The organism is Sulfurospirillum diekertiae (genome assembly GCF_002309535.1).
GTDB classification, from domain to species: domain Bacteria; phylum Campylobacterota; class Campylobacteria; order Campylobacterales; family Sulfurospirillaceae; genus Sulfurospirillum; species Sulfurospirillum diekertiae.
In genome coordinates, this window is the sequence record NZ_CP023275.1 from 2005619 (window position 1) to 2022370 (window position 16752).

General features: G+C 41.0%; 13 protein-coding genes, 2 tRNA genes and 2 rRNA genes. 9 read left to right on the forward strand and 8 right to left on the reverse strand.

Going from position 1 to position 16752, the window contains the following annotated elements; translation table 11 throughout:
• Positions 1–119: 119 nt before the first annotated feature.
• The 8 genes from SJPD1_RS10315 to SJPD1_RS10350 form a co-directional block, all read right to left on the reverse strand.
• Positions 120–3032: ribosomal RNA gene (locus tag SJPD1_RS10315) — 23S ribosomal RNA — on the reverse strand.
• 318 nt (positions 3033–3350) lie between these two features.
• A tRNA-Ala gene (locus SJPD1_RS10320) sits at positions 3351–3426 on the reverse strand.
• A 1-nt stretch (position 3427) separates the two neighbouring features.
• Positions 3428–3504, reverse strand: a tRNA-Ile gene (locus SJPD1_RS10325).
• A gap of 88 nt (positions 3505–3592) precedes the next feature.
• Positions 3593–5101: ribosomal RNA gene (locus tag SJPD1_RS10330) — 16S ribosomal RNA — on the reverse strand.
• Together the 16S and 23S rRNA genes with 2 tRNA genes alongside form the textbook arrangement of a ribosomal RNA operon.
• Positions 5102–5363: 262 nt before the next feature.
• Positions 5364–6017, reverse strand: coding sequence for a pilus assembly FimT family protein (locus SJPD1_RS10335; RefSeq protein WP_096047091.1), 654 nt, complete (start codon positions 6015–6017; stop codon positions 5364–5366).
• Between the two features lie 12 nt (positions 6018–6029).
• Positions 6030–7220: an ArnT family glycosyltransferase gene (locus tag SJPD1_RS10340; RefSeq protein ID WP_096047092.1), complete on the reverse strand. Its 1191-nt coding sequence runs from the start codon at positions 7218–7220 to the stop codon at positions 6030–6032.
• Positions 7217–7786, reverse strand: coding sequence for an aminodeoxychorismate/anthranilate synthase component II (locus SJPD1_RS10345; protein WP_096047093.1), 570 nt, complete (start codon positions 7784–7786; stop codon positions 7217–7219). The genes SJPD1_RS10340 and SJPD1_RS10345 overlap by 4 nt, the downstream gene beginning before the upstream one ends.
• Positions 7787–7983: 197 nt before the next feature.
• On the reverse strand, positions 7984–8208 hold the full coding sequence (locus SJPD1_RS10350) for a helix-turn-helix transcriptional regulator (protein ID WP_096047094.1): 225 nt from the start codon (positions 8206–8208) through the stop codon (positions 7984–7986).
• 898 nt (positions 8209–9106) lie between these two features.
• On the opposite strand from SJPD1_RS10350, the gene SJPD1_RS10355 reads away from it, so the two are divergent.
• Genes SJPD1_RS10355 through SJPD1_RS10395 form a run of 9 tightly spaced genes read left to right on the forward strand, consistent with a single transcriptional unit; the run spans position 9107 to position 16750 of the window.
• On the forward strand, positions 9107–10111 hold the full coding sequence (locus SJPD1_RS10355) for an aldo/keto reductase (RefSeq protein WP_096047095.1): 1005 nt from the start codon (positions 9107–9109) through the stop codon (positions 10109–10111).
• A 12-nt stretch (positions 10112–10123) separates the two neighbouring features.
• A complete protein-coding gene (locus tag SJPD1_RS10360) occupies positions 10124–10588 on the forward strand; it encodes a (R)-mandelonitrile lyase (RefSeq protein ID WP_096047096.1) in 465 nt (154 codons plus the stop codon).
• A gap of 10 nt (positions 10589–10598) precedes the next feature.
• Complete coding sequence (locus SJPD1_RS10365; protein WP_168171355.1) at positions 10599–11654, forward strand: alpha/beta hydrolase; 1056 nt, start codon at positions 10599–10601, stop codon at positions 11652–11654.
• A gap of 13 nt (positions 11655–11667) precedes the next feature.
• Positions 11668–12759, forward strand: coding sequence for an alpha/beta hydrolase (locus SJPD1_RS10370; RefSeq protein WP_096047098.1), 1092 nt, complete (start codon positions 11668–11670; stop codon positions 12757–12759).
• 20 nt (positions 12760–12779) lie between these two features.
• The gene (locus SJPD1_RS10375; protein ID WP_096047099.1) at positions 12780–13625 is read left to right on the forward strand and encodes an aldo/keto reductase; all 846 of its coding nucleotides are present in this window, start codon (positions 12780–12782) and stop codon (positions 13623–13625) included.
• Positions 13626–13647: 22 nt separating this feature from the next.
• A complete protein-coding gene (locus SJPD1_RS10380; RefSeq protein WP_096047100.1) occupies positions 13648–14292 on the forward strand; it encodes an NAD-dependent epimerase/dehydratase family protein in 645 nt (214 codons plus the stop codon).
• 19 nt (positions 14293–14311) lie between these two features.
• Positions 14312–15034: a carboxymuconolactone decarboxylase family protein gene (locus SJPD1_RS10385; RefSeq protein WP_096047101.1), complete on the forward strand. Its 723-nt coding sequence runs from the start codon at positions 14312–14314 to the stop codon at positions 15032–15034.
• Positions 15035–15046: 12 nt separating this feature from the next.
• Complete coding sequence (locus tag SJPD1_RS10390) at positions 15047–15583, forward strand: flavodoxin family protein (RefSeq protein ID WP_096047102.1); 537 nt, start codon at positions 15047–15049, stop codon at positions 15581–15583.
• A gap of 3 nt (positions 15584–15586) precedes the next feature.
• The gene (locus SJPD1_RS10395; RefSeq protein WP_096047103.1) at positions 15587–16750 is read left to right on the forward strand and encodes an MFS transporter; all 1164 of its coding nucleotides are present in this window, start codon (positions 15587–15589) and stop codon (positions 16748–16750) included.
• Positions 16751–16752 lie beyond the last annotated feature (2 nt).

Below are 16752 nucleotides of genomic sequence, written 5' to 3' on the forward strand. Positions count from 1 at the left end.
ATGTCGCATTATAGCGAAATAGGCTTAATTCACCATTCTTTTGGTGATTTTAATATTGTCTAGTCAACAAAGCGCTTTACACTTAATAAGGAAGTGAAATAGCATTATCATACGTAATAATATGTAAGCCAAACGACCTATTAGTACTGGTCAGCTAAAGGGCTCTCACCCATTACACACCCAGCCTATCAAACATGTAGTCTTCATGAGGTCTTCAGGGAAAGTTAATCTTGGAGTTGGCTTCCCGCTTAGATGCTTTCAGCGGTTATCACATCCGAACATAGCTACCGGGCGATGCTCTTGGCAGAACAACCCGTACACCAGTGGTTCGTTCAACCCGGTCCTCTCGTACTAGGGTTAACTCTCCTCAACTTTCCTACGCCCACGGCAGATAGGGACCGAACTGTCTCACGACGTTCTGAACCCAGCTCGCGTACCGCTTTAAATGGCGAACAGCCATACCCTTGGGACCTGCTCCAGCCCCAGGATGCGATGAGCCGACATCGAGGTGCCAAACCTCCCCGTCGATGTGAGCTCTTGGGGGAGATCAGCCTGTTATCCCCGGGGTACCTTTTATCCTTTGAGCGATGGCCCTTCCACACAGAACCACCGGATCACTATGACCGACTTTCGTCTCTGCTCGACGTGTATGTCTCACAGTCAAGCTGGCTTGTACCATTATACTCTGCGAACGATTTCCAACCGTTCTGAGCCAACCTTTGTAAGCCTCCGTTACTTTTTAGGAGGCGACCGCCCCAGTCAAACTACCCACCAGACATTGTCCTGAACATAGATAATATGTCCCAGTTAGCTATCAGAATAAAGAAGAGTGGTATCTCAACAATGGCTCAGATGCAACTGGCGTCACATCCTCAAAGCCTCCCACCTATCCTGCACATCTTTATCCCAACAGCAGTGTCAAGCTATAGTAAAGGTCCACGGGGTCTTTCCGTCTTGCCGCGGGTAGGAGGAATTTTCACCTCCACTACAATTTCACTGGATTCCTGGTCGAGACAGCTCCCATCTCGTTACGCCATTCATGCAGGTCGATATTTAATCGACAAGGAATTTCGCTACCTTAGGACCGTTATAGTTACGGCCGCCGTTTACTGGGGCTTCGATCAATGGCTTCGCTTGCGCTAACCACATCAATTAACCTTCCAGCACCGGGCAGGCGTCACACCCTATACATCCTCTTACGAGTTAGCAGAGTGCTGTGTTTTTGGTAAACAGTCGGGAGGGACTCTTTGTTGCAACCTTTTCCGCTTTTTGGAGCAAGTCCATATACAGAAGGAGGCACACCTTATACCGAAGATACGGTGCTATTTTGCAGAGTTCCTTAACCAGGTTTCTTCCACGCGCCTTAGAATACTCATCTCACCCACCTGTGTCGGTTTACGGTACGAGCAATTACAGATATACTTAGAAACTTTTCTTGGCTCGACGGCATCAACGATTCACCATCCACTCCGAAGAGCATCAAGTGCCTGTCAGGTCTCGAATAAAAGATTACGGATTTGCCTGTAATCTAATCTACACCCTTCGAACAACTATTCCATCAGTTGCCTCGTTTAGCCCTAAGCGTCCTTCCATCGCGCTCTATAATTGGTGTTGGAATATTAACCAACTTTCCATCGTCTACCCCTTTCGGACTCGACTTAGGTCCCGACTAACCCTACGATGACGAACATCGCGTAGGAAACCTTGGGTTTTCGGCGAACGGGATTCTCACCCGTTTTATCGCTACTCATGCCTGCATACTCACTTCTAGCCGCTCCAGCGCTCCTTACCGGTACACCTTCAATGCTGACTAGAACGCTCTCCTACCACTCTATTAAAAATAGAATCTACAGCTTCGGTGGATAACTTTAGCCCCGTTATATTTTCCGCGCAGAATCGCTAGACCAGTGAGCTGTTACGCTTTCTTTAAAGGATGGCTGCTTCTAAGCCAACCTCCTGGTTGTTTGAGCAACTCCACATCGTTTTCCACTGAGTTATCACTTTGGGACCTTAGCTGGTAGTCTGGGTTGTTCCCCTCTTGACGACGCATTTTATCACCCGCCGCCTGACTGCCATGATTACATATACGGTATTCGGAGTTTGACAGGGTTTGGTACCTTGGTATAGGCCCTAGCCCAATCAGTGCTCTACCCCCGTATACTACAACATGACGCTATACCTAAATATATTTCGGAGAGAACCAGCTATCACGAAGTTTGATTGGCCTTTCACCCCTATCCACAAGTCATCCCGAGACTTTTCAACGTCAATGAGTTCGGTCCTCCACTAGCTCTTACACCAGCTTCAACCTGCTCATGGATAGATCACTTCGCTTCGGGTCTGCAGCATCTGACTAATTCGCCCTATTAAGACTCGCTTTCGCTACGGCTCCGAGTTTTCTTAACCTCGCCAGATACCACAACTCGCAGGCTCATTATGCAAAAGGCAGTCCATCACCCTGATAAATCATAGGGCTCTGAATGATTGTAAGCAAATGGTTTCAGGTTCTATTTCACTCCCCTCACTGGGGTTCTTTTCACCTTTCCCTCACGGTACTGGTTCACTATCGGTCTGTAAGTAGTATTTAGGGTTGGGAGGTGGTCCTCCCGGCTTCAGACAGAATACCACGTGTTCCGCCCTACTCAGGATACTGCTAAGATGAATCTAGATTTCGTATATGGGACTATCACCCGCTATGGTTAACCTTTCCAGGTTACTCTACTACCTATCATCATTCTATAACGCAGTCCTACAACCCCAGATGCAAGCATCTGGTTTGCCCTCTTCCAAGTTCGCTCGCCGCTACTATCGGAATCTCTATTTGATTTCTCTTCCTCTGGCTACTGAGATGTTTCACTTCACCAGGTTCGCCCCCCGCAGGGTAACTGACATTCCTGTCAGTTGGGTTGCCCCATTCGGAAATTTGCGGATCAAAGCTTCTTGACAGCTCCCCGCAACTTATCGCAGTCTAGTACGTCCTTCATCGCCTCTTACAGCCTAGGCATCCACCATTCGCTCTTAATAGCTTACCTATTTGTATTCTAATGCACATTTCACTCCCTTATTAAATGTAAACCATCTAACAAGTTGTAAATTGTTTTTTTTGCGTTTTGTTGACTTTGACAATAATAAATTAAATAACATCTTTATGTTCTTTCATCAGATAGCAAAGCTATCTTAAATAACCAAACCTAAAGCACAACGCAAAGCGTCGTATTCTAAATTCTAGAACATAAACTTAGACTAAAAAGTCTAATATAAAAACAATCTCTCTTGTTCTTATATTAGACGTTGTGTCCTCATCTTCACTAACAATGTCGTGATACAATCTTTTACCACTTTTGATAAAATGGTGGAGAATAGCGGGATCGAACCGCTGACCTCCTGCGTGCAAAGCAGGCGCTCTCCCAGCTGAGCTAATTCCCCATGGTGGGCTTAAGAGGACTCGAACCTCTGACCTTACCCTTATCAGGGGTACGCTCTAACCACCTGAGCTATAAGCCCCTCTTTCATTCAATCTCTCAAAACTAAATAAGCTTCCTTAGCAGTTCTCGCCGGAGCACCATTGTGAGATAGTGCCCCTATACTCTAGAAAGGAGGTGATCCAACCGCAGGTTCTCCTACGGTTACCTTGTTACGACTTCACCCCAGTCGCTGAACCCACCGTGGTCGGTAACTAGTTTAGTATTCCGGCTTCGGGTGAATTCAACTCCCATGGTGTGACGGGCGGTGAGTACAAGACCCGGGAACGTATTCACCGTAGCATATCTGATCTACGATTACTAGCGATTCCAGCTTCATGGAGTCGAGTTGCAGACTCCAATCCGAACTGAGACTAGGTTTTAAGATTTGCTCCACTTCGCAGTATCGCGTCTCTTTGTCCTAGCCATTGTAGCACGTGTGTAGCCCTGGCCATAAGGGCCATGATGACTTGACGTCGTCCTCACCTTCCTCCTCCTTACGAAGGCAGTCTGATTAGAGTGCTCAGCCGAACTGTTAGCAACTAATCACGAGGGTTGCGCTCGTTGCGGGACTTAACCCAACATCTCACGACACGAGCTGACGACAGCCGTGCAGCACCTGTCTCTAAGTTCTAGTAAACTAGCACTCCCGTATCTCTACAGGATTCTTAGGATATCAAGGCCAGGTAAGGTTCTTCGTGTATCTTCGAATTAAACCACATGCTCCACCGCTTGTGCGGGTCCCCGTCTATTCCTTTGAGTTTTAATCTTGCGACCGTACTCCCCAGGCGGCACACTTAATCTGTTAAGTGCATTACTGCAATGACTAGCATCGCAACAACTAGTGTGCATCGTTTAGGGCGTGGACTACCAGGGTATCTAATCCTGTTTGCTCCCCACGCTTTCATGCCTCAGCGTCAATAATGTTCCAGTAGATCGCCTTCGCAATCGGTATTCCTGGTGATATCTACGGATTTTACCCCTACACCACCAATTCCATCTACCTCTCCCATATTCTAGGTAACCAGTTTCGAGAGCAGTTCAACGGTTAAGCCGTTGGATTTCACTCTCGACTTGATTTCCAGCCTACGCATCCTTTACGCCCAGTGATTCCGAGTAACGCTTGCACCCTCCGTATTACCGCGGCTGCTGGCACGGAGTTAGCCGGTGCTTATTCATAAGGTACCGTCATTATCTTCCCTTATAAAAGGAGTTTACACACCGAAATGCGTCATCCTCCACGCGGCGTTGCTGCATCAGAGTTTCCTCCATTGTGCAATATTCCCCACTGCTGCCTCCCGTAGGAGTCTGGACCGTGTCTCAGTTCCAGTGTGCCTGATCATCCTCTCAGACCAGGTAGGCGTCATAGTCTTGGTAGGCCATTACCCCACCAACTAACTGATACCATAAAGCCCCATCCTTTAGCAATAAATCTTTCCCAACTTACCTTATGATAAGAAGGAGTATGGGGTATTAGCAGCCGTTTCCAACTGTTGTCCCCCACTAAAGGGCAGGTTAGCTATACATTACTCACCCGTGCGCCACTAACGAAATAAGCAAGCTTATTTCATCCGTTCGACTTGCATGTGTTAAGCACGCCGCCAGCGTTCACTCTGAGCCAGGATCAAACTCTCCATAAAATTTTTATGAAGTGTTCTTCATTTGACTTAAAGTATCTCTTTTTTTAATAAAGAGTTGATAATCTCTTTTTTCGCGTCACTGACTAAGGTCGCTTATTTAGATTTCAAAGATTGAATTTGACATTGTTAAAATGGTAATGAACGTGAAGCTTATCCCCTACTTTGGGTACTTCTCTTTAACCCCGCTTTCTCAAACGAGGACGAAATTATATATCCTTACACCTTACAAAGACATTAAACATATCTCACCATTATAAAGAAATTAGTTCTGTGCTGATATATATGTATACCCTGTCTCTGGCTTCACTGTTATTACAATATTATTCACTCCATTTGTTAGTGTTATATTGCAATCTTGTGTCATTAATCTATTAGCCTGATAGATACCCCCAAAACCACTAGGAGCGCCTTTTAACGGGCGACCTAAATAATCGAAAGAGACTCGTTGACTACCTGCAAATTGACATGTAGCAGAAAAAGCAATAGCTGTTATGCCATATTTTCTTCCTAAATTCATCTCTTGTGTAGCACCAACACCATCTGAAAGAATAATCCCAGCATATCCTCCGGTTAAAAATTTTGCAGGATCTGTTGGGTTAATTGCTACTTCATTTAATGTTAAATTTGGATTACCATTTTTGTTGCCATCTGAGAAAATAGTATATGCCCAAAGATTATATGTATTAGCATCTGAATTGAAAACGACTTGCCATCTTTTTCTATACCATGTAGGGTCATTTGGATCAAATTTATCATCCATTATGGCAAGATGTTGTGTATAGCGGATATGACTCACCAGTTGGTCAGCAGCTTCGCGTAGAGGATTGCGTTGAAAACCTGTGGAAACAAAATAAGATAAAATGCCTACGACAACTTTCACAAACACCAATTCAAGCATCGTAAACGCTTTTTTCATCTCATCCTCTTTTTAATTTATACGATAAAGATAAAACGTTCTCACTGTTTTACCATAATAAGCAATATCGATCTGCTCAAACCCTTCTTCTATCTCTTTTTGATTCATAAGTTTATACGCTCCACCTCGTTCTATGTTGTAAAATTTAAGTCTGAGTGCCATTTTATCATCTTTTGTGATGACTTTATGGATGTCTCTTGCTTTCAACTCATTGGCTAGTTCTCTTGCAATATTATAGTTAATTGCAAAATGTTTAGAGGGCTCATTCATAAAAGCATACAATGGTTTATTGAAAAAACTAAGCATTGTGTTGATAAACAGTGTTATGAGCACTAAGATAAAGAAAAATGTATGCAATTTACGAAAAGCAGGAAGTCTTACGCGATAGCTATTGAAAAAGACTTTCACCATCAAAGGGACAGAGAGTACAACAAAAGGAGCAAAATCTTCAAGCAAAAGCTTCTGGCGCAACGAAAGAAGCAGTGAAACAACCAACGAAAAGAAAGAGATATACCATAGAAGATTTTTTTCTTCTTTAATTAAAATGCGGTACATTGCATAGACAAAATATAAGAAAAGTAATGGAGAAAATACAATTGCATACACACCTAATGTGTCTATAAAATAGCCCCTAGGTTTTCCACCTGTATCAAATCCATACAGATACATAGAAGCACTAAATAAAATCAGTGTCACAATAAGCAGATCTGTTTTGCGTTTCATCAGAGCATACACAAACAATGCAATATAAAAAATAGCAAAGGAATTATCAACAAAAAGACATATGATCAGCACAATATGAGAAGCTACTTTCCATTCTTTAAGATAGAGATACGTAAATAAAAGGCTGAAGAAGATGACGACAATACCACTGTTAACTAAAAGCGCTACGCCATTAACCCCGGGCAAAAAGGCATAAATGGCAACCGAAACGATACGATCAATTCGTTTTTTTAAAAAAAGTTTGCCAATCTTGTAGAGTAAAATAATGGAAGCTAAATGTAAAAGGATAAAAGGCAAACGAAGCGCAAAATCATTTTGTCCTAAAAGCTGTGTCGAATATACTGCAAGATAATGAACGAGGTCATTGCCATTGAAAAAAGTATACGCCTCATCGTAGCTAATGGAAATGCTCTGCGCACCATAGGTGAGTAATGCACTACTGATAACAAGGATAAGAAGTAAAAAAAGTCTTTCTCTCATAGTTTTAAGAAGTTGTTTAAAATGGCATGTCCGTGTTCACTTAAAATGGATTCTGGGTGAAACTGTACGCCATAGATTTGTTTGTCTTTTATTTGCAGTGCCATAATTTCATGGTCGTCCGTACTGTACGCCGTGGGAACAACTACATCGGGAAGCCCTTCTTGTTCAACCGTTAGAGAATGATAACGCGTTGTTGTAAAGGTTTCAGGCAGACCATCAAACAGACAGCTGTTGTGAAGTTGTTTTGTAATAGACGTTTTCCCGTGCATCATGCGCTTCGCACGCACCACTTTTCCACCAAAAGCTTGTCCAATCGCTTGATGTCCTAAGCAAATACCTAAAATGGGGGTTTTTCCACCAAAATATTTAATCACCTCAAGGCTGACACCCGCTTCATTAGGTGTTGCAGGACCTGGAGAAATAATAATTTTTTCGGGATGCAATGCTTCAATCTCTTCAACACTCAGCTCATCATTGCGAATCACTTTAAGATCAGCGCCTAGTTCTAAGCAATACTGAACGATGTTGTACGTAAAACTATCGTAATTGTCTATCATCAATACCATGTTTCTTTTTTTCCTCAAAAGCCCCTATTTTAGAGGTTTTTTTCTCTCTCACATTTTTGGATTTCTCAGATTTCTACCCTAAATGCTATATGCGATAAATATTGTATCAATTTTTGTGTTGTTTTTTAATTAATAGTTAGATTTTACAAAGATCAAAAAGAAGCGATAGGAAGATTTTCTTCTTATTTTCATAGAGGTTACTGTATTTGCACCAAATACTGAGCTACACCATGTACTGGGAACTTCACAGGTGCACGATCTCCAGTACCCATTTTTTTGAAAGGTGGAAACAGCTTTGGATACTGTTTACGCCTTCTATCAAGCGTTGATATGCTGATATTTAACACTTCTGCCACCTCTTCTCTTGTAAGCATATAGCTATACTTTTCTAACAATTTTTGAACCAAAAGTTCAACATCCATCGACAATCCTATTGTTGATGAACGCATTATGTTAAACATTATATTGCTTCATGTCGTAAAATATGCATGAAGACTTTTTTGACATGGTATATAGTTAAAACCTATACCAACTATGCTTCTGACAATTAAATTCTAAAGATCTAAAAGGAGCTTAGATCATTCTTTCATTTTCCTCCATTGTGTTTGTTTAACACAATACGTTACCTGCTAGTAAAAATTTAACAGATGGCATAATTAAAGCATAGTAATTATAAAAAAATTATTAATCAAAATGCTTCAAAACGCCCTTTAAATAGGCTTTTTGTAATTTTCTCAACAACAGTATTGACAAAATTAATTTGCGAAATATTTCTATCGTTCAAAAAAGTTAGTCTTCAAGTCAACTTTTTTTATAAAAATAATTGACTTATTAAACGAAGTGCAGTTTTAGTCACTCGCCAATTCAATTAAAGGCTAGAAGGCGATCTTCAACTTAAAAATCTCTGTAGAATTTTGTACTTTTGATGGCAGTCTAATTTCTATATGATATCCATAGAATTTAATTTTGGGAATAAAACTCCTATATCATGATCGACAGTGAATAGTGCTGTATAAAGACTTCAAAATAAACCCTTAAAAAATTGACTGCAATACTTGAAATTTTCTATGTATATTTTCTACAATTATAACTGTTTGAGAATGTGAATCATGCCCTAATGCGTTAAATATAAAATACTACATATAATTATTTTTATAATCTGTAAAAACTTTCTGTCTAATATGATAATACTACGCTCAATACAAATAAGTATATTTATATTTGCAGAATTAGGCAATCATGGTGCACTATCGTTCTATCGTAAAAGTGGACATAATTCTATAATTTCATACAACAACTAATTGTATGGAGATAACTTTAATGAACTATAAAACACTGGGAAGAACAGACACTAAAGTTTCAAGTATCGGACTTGGCTGTATGGGGATGAGCGCTGCTTATGGCGATAGAGACGATGCAGAGAGCCTTGCAACGCTACATCGTGCTTTAGAGCTTGGTATCAATTTTTGGGATACGGCTGATATTTATGCCAATGGTGTGAATGAAGAACTCATTTCAAAAGTGCTTGTAGAAAATCGCGACAAAATTTTTCTCGCTACTAAGTTTGGTTTTCGCATGCGTAGTAAGGAAGGTGATTCTTTTGTCGGTGGTGACATTTATATTGACGGCTCGCCCAAATATATTAAACAAGCTGTTGAGGCTAGTCTAAAACGACTCAAAACTGATGTCATTGACCTTTACTATGCGCATCGCATTGACCCAAACATTCCTGTTGAAGAGACCGTAGGTGCTGTGGCTGAGCTGGTCAAAGAGGGAAAAGTGAAATATTTGGGGCTTAGTGAATGTACCGCGGATGATCTTAAAAGAGCCTATGCGATTCACCCCATCACTGCACTTCAAAGTGAGTACTCTCTGCTCACTCGCGATGTCGAAAAAGAGATACTTCCTCTTACCAAAGAGCTAGGCGTAACGTTTGTACCCTTTGCACCGCTTAGTCGTGGCCTTATTACCAATAAGCTTGAAGTTAATACACTTGAGAATAATGATTTTCGTAAAAACTTACCCCGTTACAATGGTGAATATTTAGAAAATAATCAAAAATTATCTACAGCATTTAGCGACTTTGCTACAAGCAAAAATTGCACGCCTGCTCAGCTTGCTATTGCATGGGTTATGGTACAAAGTGATAACATCATTCCAATTCCAGGTACTAAAAAGCGTAAATATTTAGAAGAAAATGCAGGCGCTGTGGATGTGGTACTCAGCGCTTCTGATTTAGCCATCATTGAGGGGATTGTTAAACAATACCCCAATATTGGTCCGCGTTACAGTGATCGTGAAAATAAGTTTGTCAAGAAATCTTAACAAAGGATGATGATGAAAACCCTTTTACATGTAATTCTCCTCGTCTTGTGTGGTCTATCTTTGTATGCAGAACCAACGCAAACTATCACACATGCGGGGAGTGAGCCTACCATCAAAGGCTCAGCCGAGTATTTTGTAGGTGATGTTCATGTGGATTATCTATTTAAACCGAAAGAATCAGCTCCTTATTCAGGTGCTTATGTGACGTTTGAACCAGGAGCACGTTCGTTTTGGCATGTTCATCCCTCAGGACAGCATCTCGTTGTCACTTCAGGTACGGGTTGGACACAAGAGTGGGGAAAACCAAAAGTTGAAGTCAAAGCGGGCGATGTTATCTGGTGTCCACCGGGTGTTAAACATTGGCACGGAGCAACCGCCACAACCTCTATGACCCATATGGCCATTACGGGATTGCTTGATGGTAAAAGTGTTCAATGGCTTGAAAAAGTCACGGATGAGCAATACAATGCACAATAAAGGAGCAAACATGTATAGCATAAAAACAGCATTGTTGGCACTTATAACGATATTAAGTCTTTCAGGAGAAGCAATTATGGCATCAGACTACAAACAAAATCCTTTTACACTCACTTACAATGGAGCTATCACAGAAAATATCAAAGGTCAAATCAACATTCATCCACTGACATACAAACTGGGTGACATTGAAATTGCCGCCAATGTCTACACACCAGCAAACTATGATCCTTCCAAAAAGTATCCAGCTGTTGTTGTGGCACATCCTAACGGTGGCGTTAAAGAGCAAGTAGCCGGCTTGTATGCGCAGCGTTTAGCCGAGAAAGGGTATATTACGATTGCTGCTGACGCCGCGTATCAAGGTGCTAGCGGTGGAATGCCGCGCAACGTCGATAAGCCCGCTAATAGAATTGAAGACATTCATGGCATGGCTGATTTTATCACTCATTATGCAGGTGTGGATACAAATCGTCTAGGGTTACTGGGTATCTGTGGTGGCGGCGGTTATGCCCTTAAAGCAGCGCAAACCGATAAACGCTTTCATTCAGTTGCAACACTCAGTATGTTTAATTCTGGGTTAGTCAGACGCAATGGTTTTATGGACTCACAAATTGCAACCATTCAAGAACGACTCCAGCAAGCCTCTGATGCGAGAGCACAAGAAGTTACAGGCGGTAAAATTTTGTATGTGGCAGACACTATCCCAACGGATGAACAAATCGCCAAGTTACCTTATGATTTGTATCGCGAAGGGTTTGAGTATTACTTTAAAACACATGCTCATCCAAACTCAACGTTTAAATACACAATGAGCAGCTTACTGGATTTGATGAGTTTTGATGCGGCTACTAATATGGAGCTTATCAATCAACCACTCCTTATGATAGCAGGCGATAAAGCTGATTCTTTATACATGACATTAGAGGCATTTGAAAAAGCACATAATGTAAAAAATAAAGAGCTCTTTTTAATCAAGGGAGCAACCCATATACAAACCTATTGGAAACCAGAATATGTTAATCAAGCTATTACTAAATTAACAGAATTCTATGCAAAATCACTCTAATAAGAGGGATGTAATGACAACAATATTGAAAAAAACAATCGTTGCACTAACTTTGTTTTTTATTAGTATAAGCTTTTCTGCTTGCGCTGTTTCAGAGCATAATGACACGCTTTCACCAATGGTAATACATGAACAAGGAAGTTTCACCGTAGGTGGTTCTGTTATCAATAATGCAGGAGTATTTGACCCCATTAAAATGACGCCAGAAGGACAAACCATTCATGCAGACCACGCGTATGTTTTTTATCAAATTCCCGAAAACCACCGAAAATTGCCTCTTATCTTTTGGCATGGATATGGTCAATTTTCAAAGACATGGGAGAGCACACCCGATGGCCGAGAAGGATTTCAAAATCTTTTTTTAAGGCAAAACTACACTATATACTTACTCGACCAACCAAGGCGTGGCAATGCAGGACGAAGTACACAGCCGATAACCATCGCGCCAACACCTGATGAACAAAAATGGTTCGATATTTTTCGTGTCGGAATTTGGCCTCATTTTTTTGATGGCGTTCAGTTTTCTCGTGATCCAGAAGCGCTCAATCAATACTTTCGCCAAATGACCCCCGATACAGGTTCCATAGATATTGCTATAAATGTCAAAGCTGTATCTGCACTCTTTGATAAAGTTGGTAATGGTATTCTTGTAACCCATTCACACAGTGGTGGTATGGGATGGCAAGCCGTGATAAAAAATCCAAAAATTCGTGCAGTGGTTGCTTATGAACCAGGCAGTGGTTTCATCTTCCCAGAAGGTGAGGTTCCCGCTCCAAAGCCTAGTTCAGGTGGAACACTCACGGGAGAACGCATCCCATTAACTGACTTTATGAAATTAACGAAGATCCCAATTATTATCTATTATGGTGACAACATTCCCGACAAGCCCATAGATAACCCAGCGCAAGATCAATGGCGAGTACGCTTGGAAATGGCTCGGTTATGGGCGGATACGGTCAATCGTCATGGAGGCGATGTCACACTCGTACATTTGCCCGAAATTGGTATTTATGGAAATACTCATTTTCCATTTTCAGATTTAAACAACAAAGTAATTGCCCAACTTATGGCTAATTTTTTAGACCAGAAAGGGCTAAGTTACTAAATATTTTATAAGGAAAAGACATGAACTATGTAATATTAAAAAATGGCATTCAAATGCCTCAACTTGGATTTGGTGTTTTTCAAATCCCCGATTTAAAACAATGTGAAGCTTCTGTAAATGAAGCCTTGGAAGTGGGATACCGCTTATTTGATACAGCAACGGCGTATCAAAATGAAGAAGCTATAGGGAATGCTCTTAAAACAAGTCCTATTGCACGTGAAGAGCTTTTTATTACAACGAAACTCTGGATCAGTGATGCGGGTTATGAAAAAACCAAAAAAGCGTTTTTCACCTCTTTAAAAAAATTAGGATTGGATTATCTTGATTTGTATCTGATTCATCAACCTTTTAATGATGTTTACGGTTCGTGGAGAGCGATGGAAGAGCTCTATAAAGAGGGGCTTATCAAAGCCATCGGTGTTTGTAATTTTGCGCCAGATAGACTCGTCGACCTTGCTCTGTATAATGAAATAGCACCCATGCTCAATCAAATCGAAGCACACCCCTTTCATCAACAACAAGAAGCGCAAACGGTGATGCAAGCGTATGACATTCAAATGCAATCGTGGGGACCTTTTGCTGAGGGGAAAAACGACATCTTCCAAAATGAGCTTCTCGCCTCCATTGCAAAAAATCATGGTAAATCCATTGCGCAAATTGTTTTACGCTGGTTGATGCAACGCAATATTGTCGCCATTCCTAAATCAATTCGCAAAGAAAGAATGGCTGAAAACTTCGCCATTTTTGATTTTGAATTGACAGAGCAAGAGATGCAAGACATTGTCGCACTTGACCAAAAAAAGAGTAGCTTTTTTGACCATCGTGACCCAGCAATGGTTAAGTGGCTAAGCAACTATAAATCTTAAATCAATTGAGAGGACAACACTTATGAGAAGAACAGTCGCTATTGCAGGTGCTACGGGTTTGGTTGGTAGTCATTTACTCAATAGCTTATTAACCGATCCAGCGATTGAAAAAGTTTATGCGTTGGGCAGAAAACCCTTAACTATTTCGCATGAAAAGCTAACGTTCATTCACGTTAATTTTGATGCACTACCTACTTTGCCACCCCTTGATGAAGTCTATTTGGCACTGGGAACGACCATTAAGGTTGCGGGAAGTAAAGAGGCGTTTTCAAAGGTAGATTTTACGTATAATCTAGCCGTAGCAAAAGCAGCATTAGTAGCAGGAGCGAAGAAGATAGGTGTTGTCAGCTCCATCGGAGCAGATGCTCATTCCAACAGTTTTTATCCTCAGATAAAAGGGCAACTCGAAGATGCCCTGAAAGCGTTAAAGCCCGAAGGTTTGGTCATAGTCAGACCATCCATTTTGCTAGGAGATCGAAAATCCTTAGGTCAACCTACACGTAGGGGTGAAGAAATTTCCATTGCTCTTGCCAAGCTGTTCAACCCATTTCTGCCCAAAGCCTTCAGGGCGATAGAAGCAACGAAAGTAGCCAATGCTTTACGTGTGGAAGTGCCAAAGACTACGGGTGTTTTGATGATAGATTCGGCACACTTACATCAATACTAATTACGAAGAAGGAAAAATAATGAAGCAATCGCTATGGATTATTTTAGCTATCGTATTTAGTGGGTTCACACTATTTATGGAGGCAAAAGAGATGTCAGATATAACATTAACATCAAGACAAAAAAGCATTATTACCATTTCAGCATTGACAGCCAATGGAGACCTTGAAAAGCTCAAACCTGCTCTTGTTAAAGGCTTAGATGCAGGTCTTAGTGTCAATGAGATTAAAGAAATTTTAGTACATCTGTATGCCTATACAGGTTTCCCACGGAGCCTAAATGGTATCAATACATTTATGACGGTGATGAATGAACGCCAAGCAAAAGGTATAAAAGACATCATGGGGAAAGAGGCGACTCCATTACCCGCTCATTTGAACAAAGATGAATACGGTGCGCGCGTAAGAGCTGAATTGCTTGGTCAAAAAGAGATTCCAGCACCTTCAGGATACCAACTGTTCACGCCCGCCATCGATACGTTTTTAAAAGAGCACCTTTTTGCGGACATTTTTTCCCGTGATATTTTAACCCATCAAGAAAGAGAGTTGGTAACTATCTCAGCCCTTGCTTCCATGATGGGAACAGCGCCACAACTTCAAGCGCATCTTGGGATTGCACTCAATACGGGGCTTACAAAAGAGCAATTAGAAGAGTTTATTGCCGTGCTTCAAAAAGAAGTTGGTATCGCAGAAGCACAAAGTGCTCATGATGTTTTAATGCTTGTACTCAAAAATAGAAAATAAAAAGGATACGCTATGTCAAAAAAAGTTTTAATTCTCTCAGCAAGTCCACGCAAAGGAGGCAATTCGGATCTTTTATGTGATGAATTTTTAAAAGGCTCACGTGAAGCTGGGCATAAGGCTGAGAAGATATTTTTAAAAAATAAAACGATTGGTTACTGTACAGGCTGTGGTGTCTGTTTTGGAGGCAAGCCTTGTTCTCAAAAAGACGATATGAGCGAAATATTAGAAAAAATGGTTGAAGCGGATGTTATTGTAATGGCAACACCTGTCTATTTTTACACGATGAACGGACAGATGAAAACACTCATTGATCGTACGTGTGCGAGGTACCAAGAGATTAGCAATAAAGAGTTTTATTTTATCGTGGCCGCAGCCGATGGCAGTCATGCTTTGATGCAGAGAACCATTGAGGAGTTCCGTGGCTTTACCTACTGTTTGAGCACCCCTAAAGAAAAAGGAATTGTCTATGGAACGGGCGCTTGGCAAATGGGTGACATCAAAGGCAAACCTGCGATGAGTGAAGCCTATACTTTTGGTAAAAATGTTTAATACATGAATAATCGATATAAAATATATCTTCTAGCCTTTATTAGTTTTCTATTAGGAACATCCCAATTTATTATTGTGGGTGTTCTTGATCAAATCGCTACATCTTTAAGTATTACTGTTTCACAAGCAGGACAATTGGTTAGTATATATGCTTTAGCAAGTGCTATTGGAACACCTATTATCATGATGTTGACAGCCAAGATGGATCAAAGATCTCAACTTTTACTCTCATTAGTTGTGTTTATTATTGGGGTTTTTGCGATGCTGGTATGGAATAACTATCTTTTTATTGTTATCTCGCGCGCCATTGTTGGTATCGGAGCAGGCGTATTTGTCGCTACTGCCTATGCTATGAGTGCAAAACTTGCTCCTGCTGGTGGTAAAGGGAAGGCAATGTCCAATATTGCTATGGGGTTTAGCATTGCTTTAGTTTTTGGAGTGCCTCTTGGTCGTCTCATCACTGCAGCTTATAATTGGCAAGCTATTTTTTGGCTTATTGCTGGTCTTAGTATTGTTTGTCTATTCTTTGTCATACGCACGATGCCTAAAGCTATTACGGAAACACCTATACCACTCAAAGAGCAACTTGTTTTATTAAAGCAGACCAAAGTGATTAGTGCTCTTGGTATTTCATTCCTTGTTTTCGTAAGCTATTCAATGATCTACACGTATATTACACCATTTTTAGCTTCTATTCGAACCGTAAGCGAAACAGAGATGAGTAGCATTCTATTACTCTTTGGCATTGCCAGTTTAATAGGCTCAAAACTAGCAGGTGTTTTAGCAGATCGTATTGGCACGTTTAAAACACTTTTGGGAAGCATGACACTTCATCTTTTAACACTTCTGGGACTCTATTTTACCTCTCGTTCTCTACTCTTAACATCCATTTTGCTATTCATTTGGGTATGTGCTTCTTGGACATTCGGTCCAGCACAGAGTATTAATTTAGCGTCTATTGCACCTAAAGCTATGGGAATAATGATTAGTCTCAATAGTTCTTTCATTCAGCTTGGCTTTGCCTTAGGTGCTGGGTTAGGAGGTGTTACAATTAGCCACTTCCCCATCATCACGCTCAGTGGTGTTGGCAGTATTTTTGTTCTTTTTGCTATTGGGATATTGCTTTTTACAATCAAAAAATACTCTCATTCTCTGCAAATGCTATAATT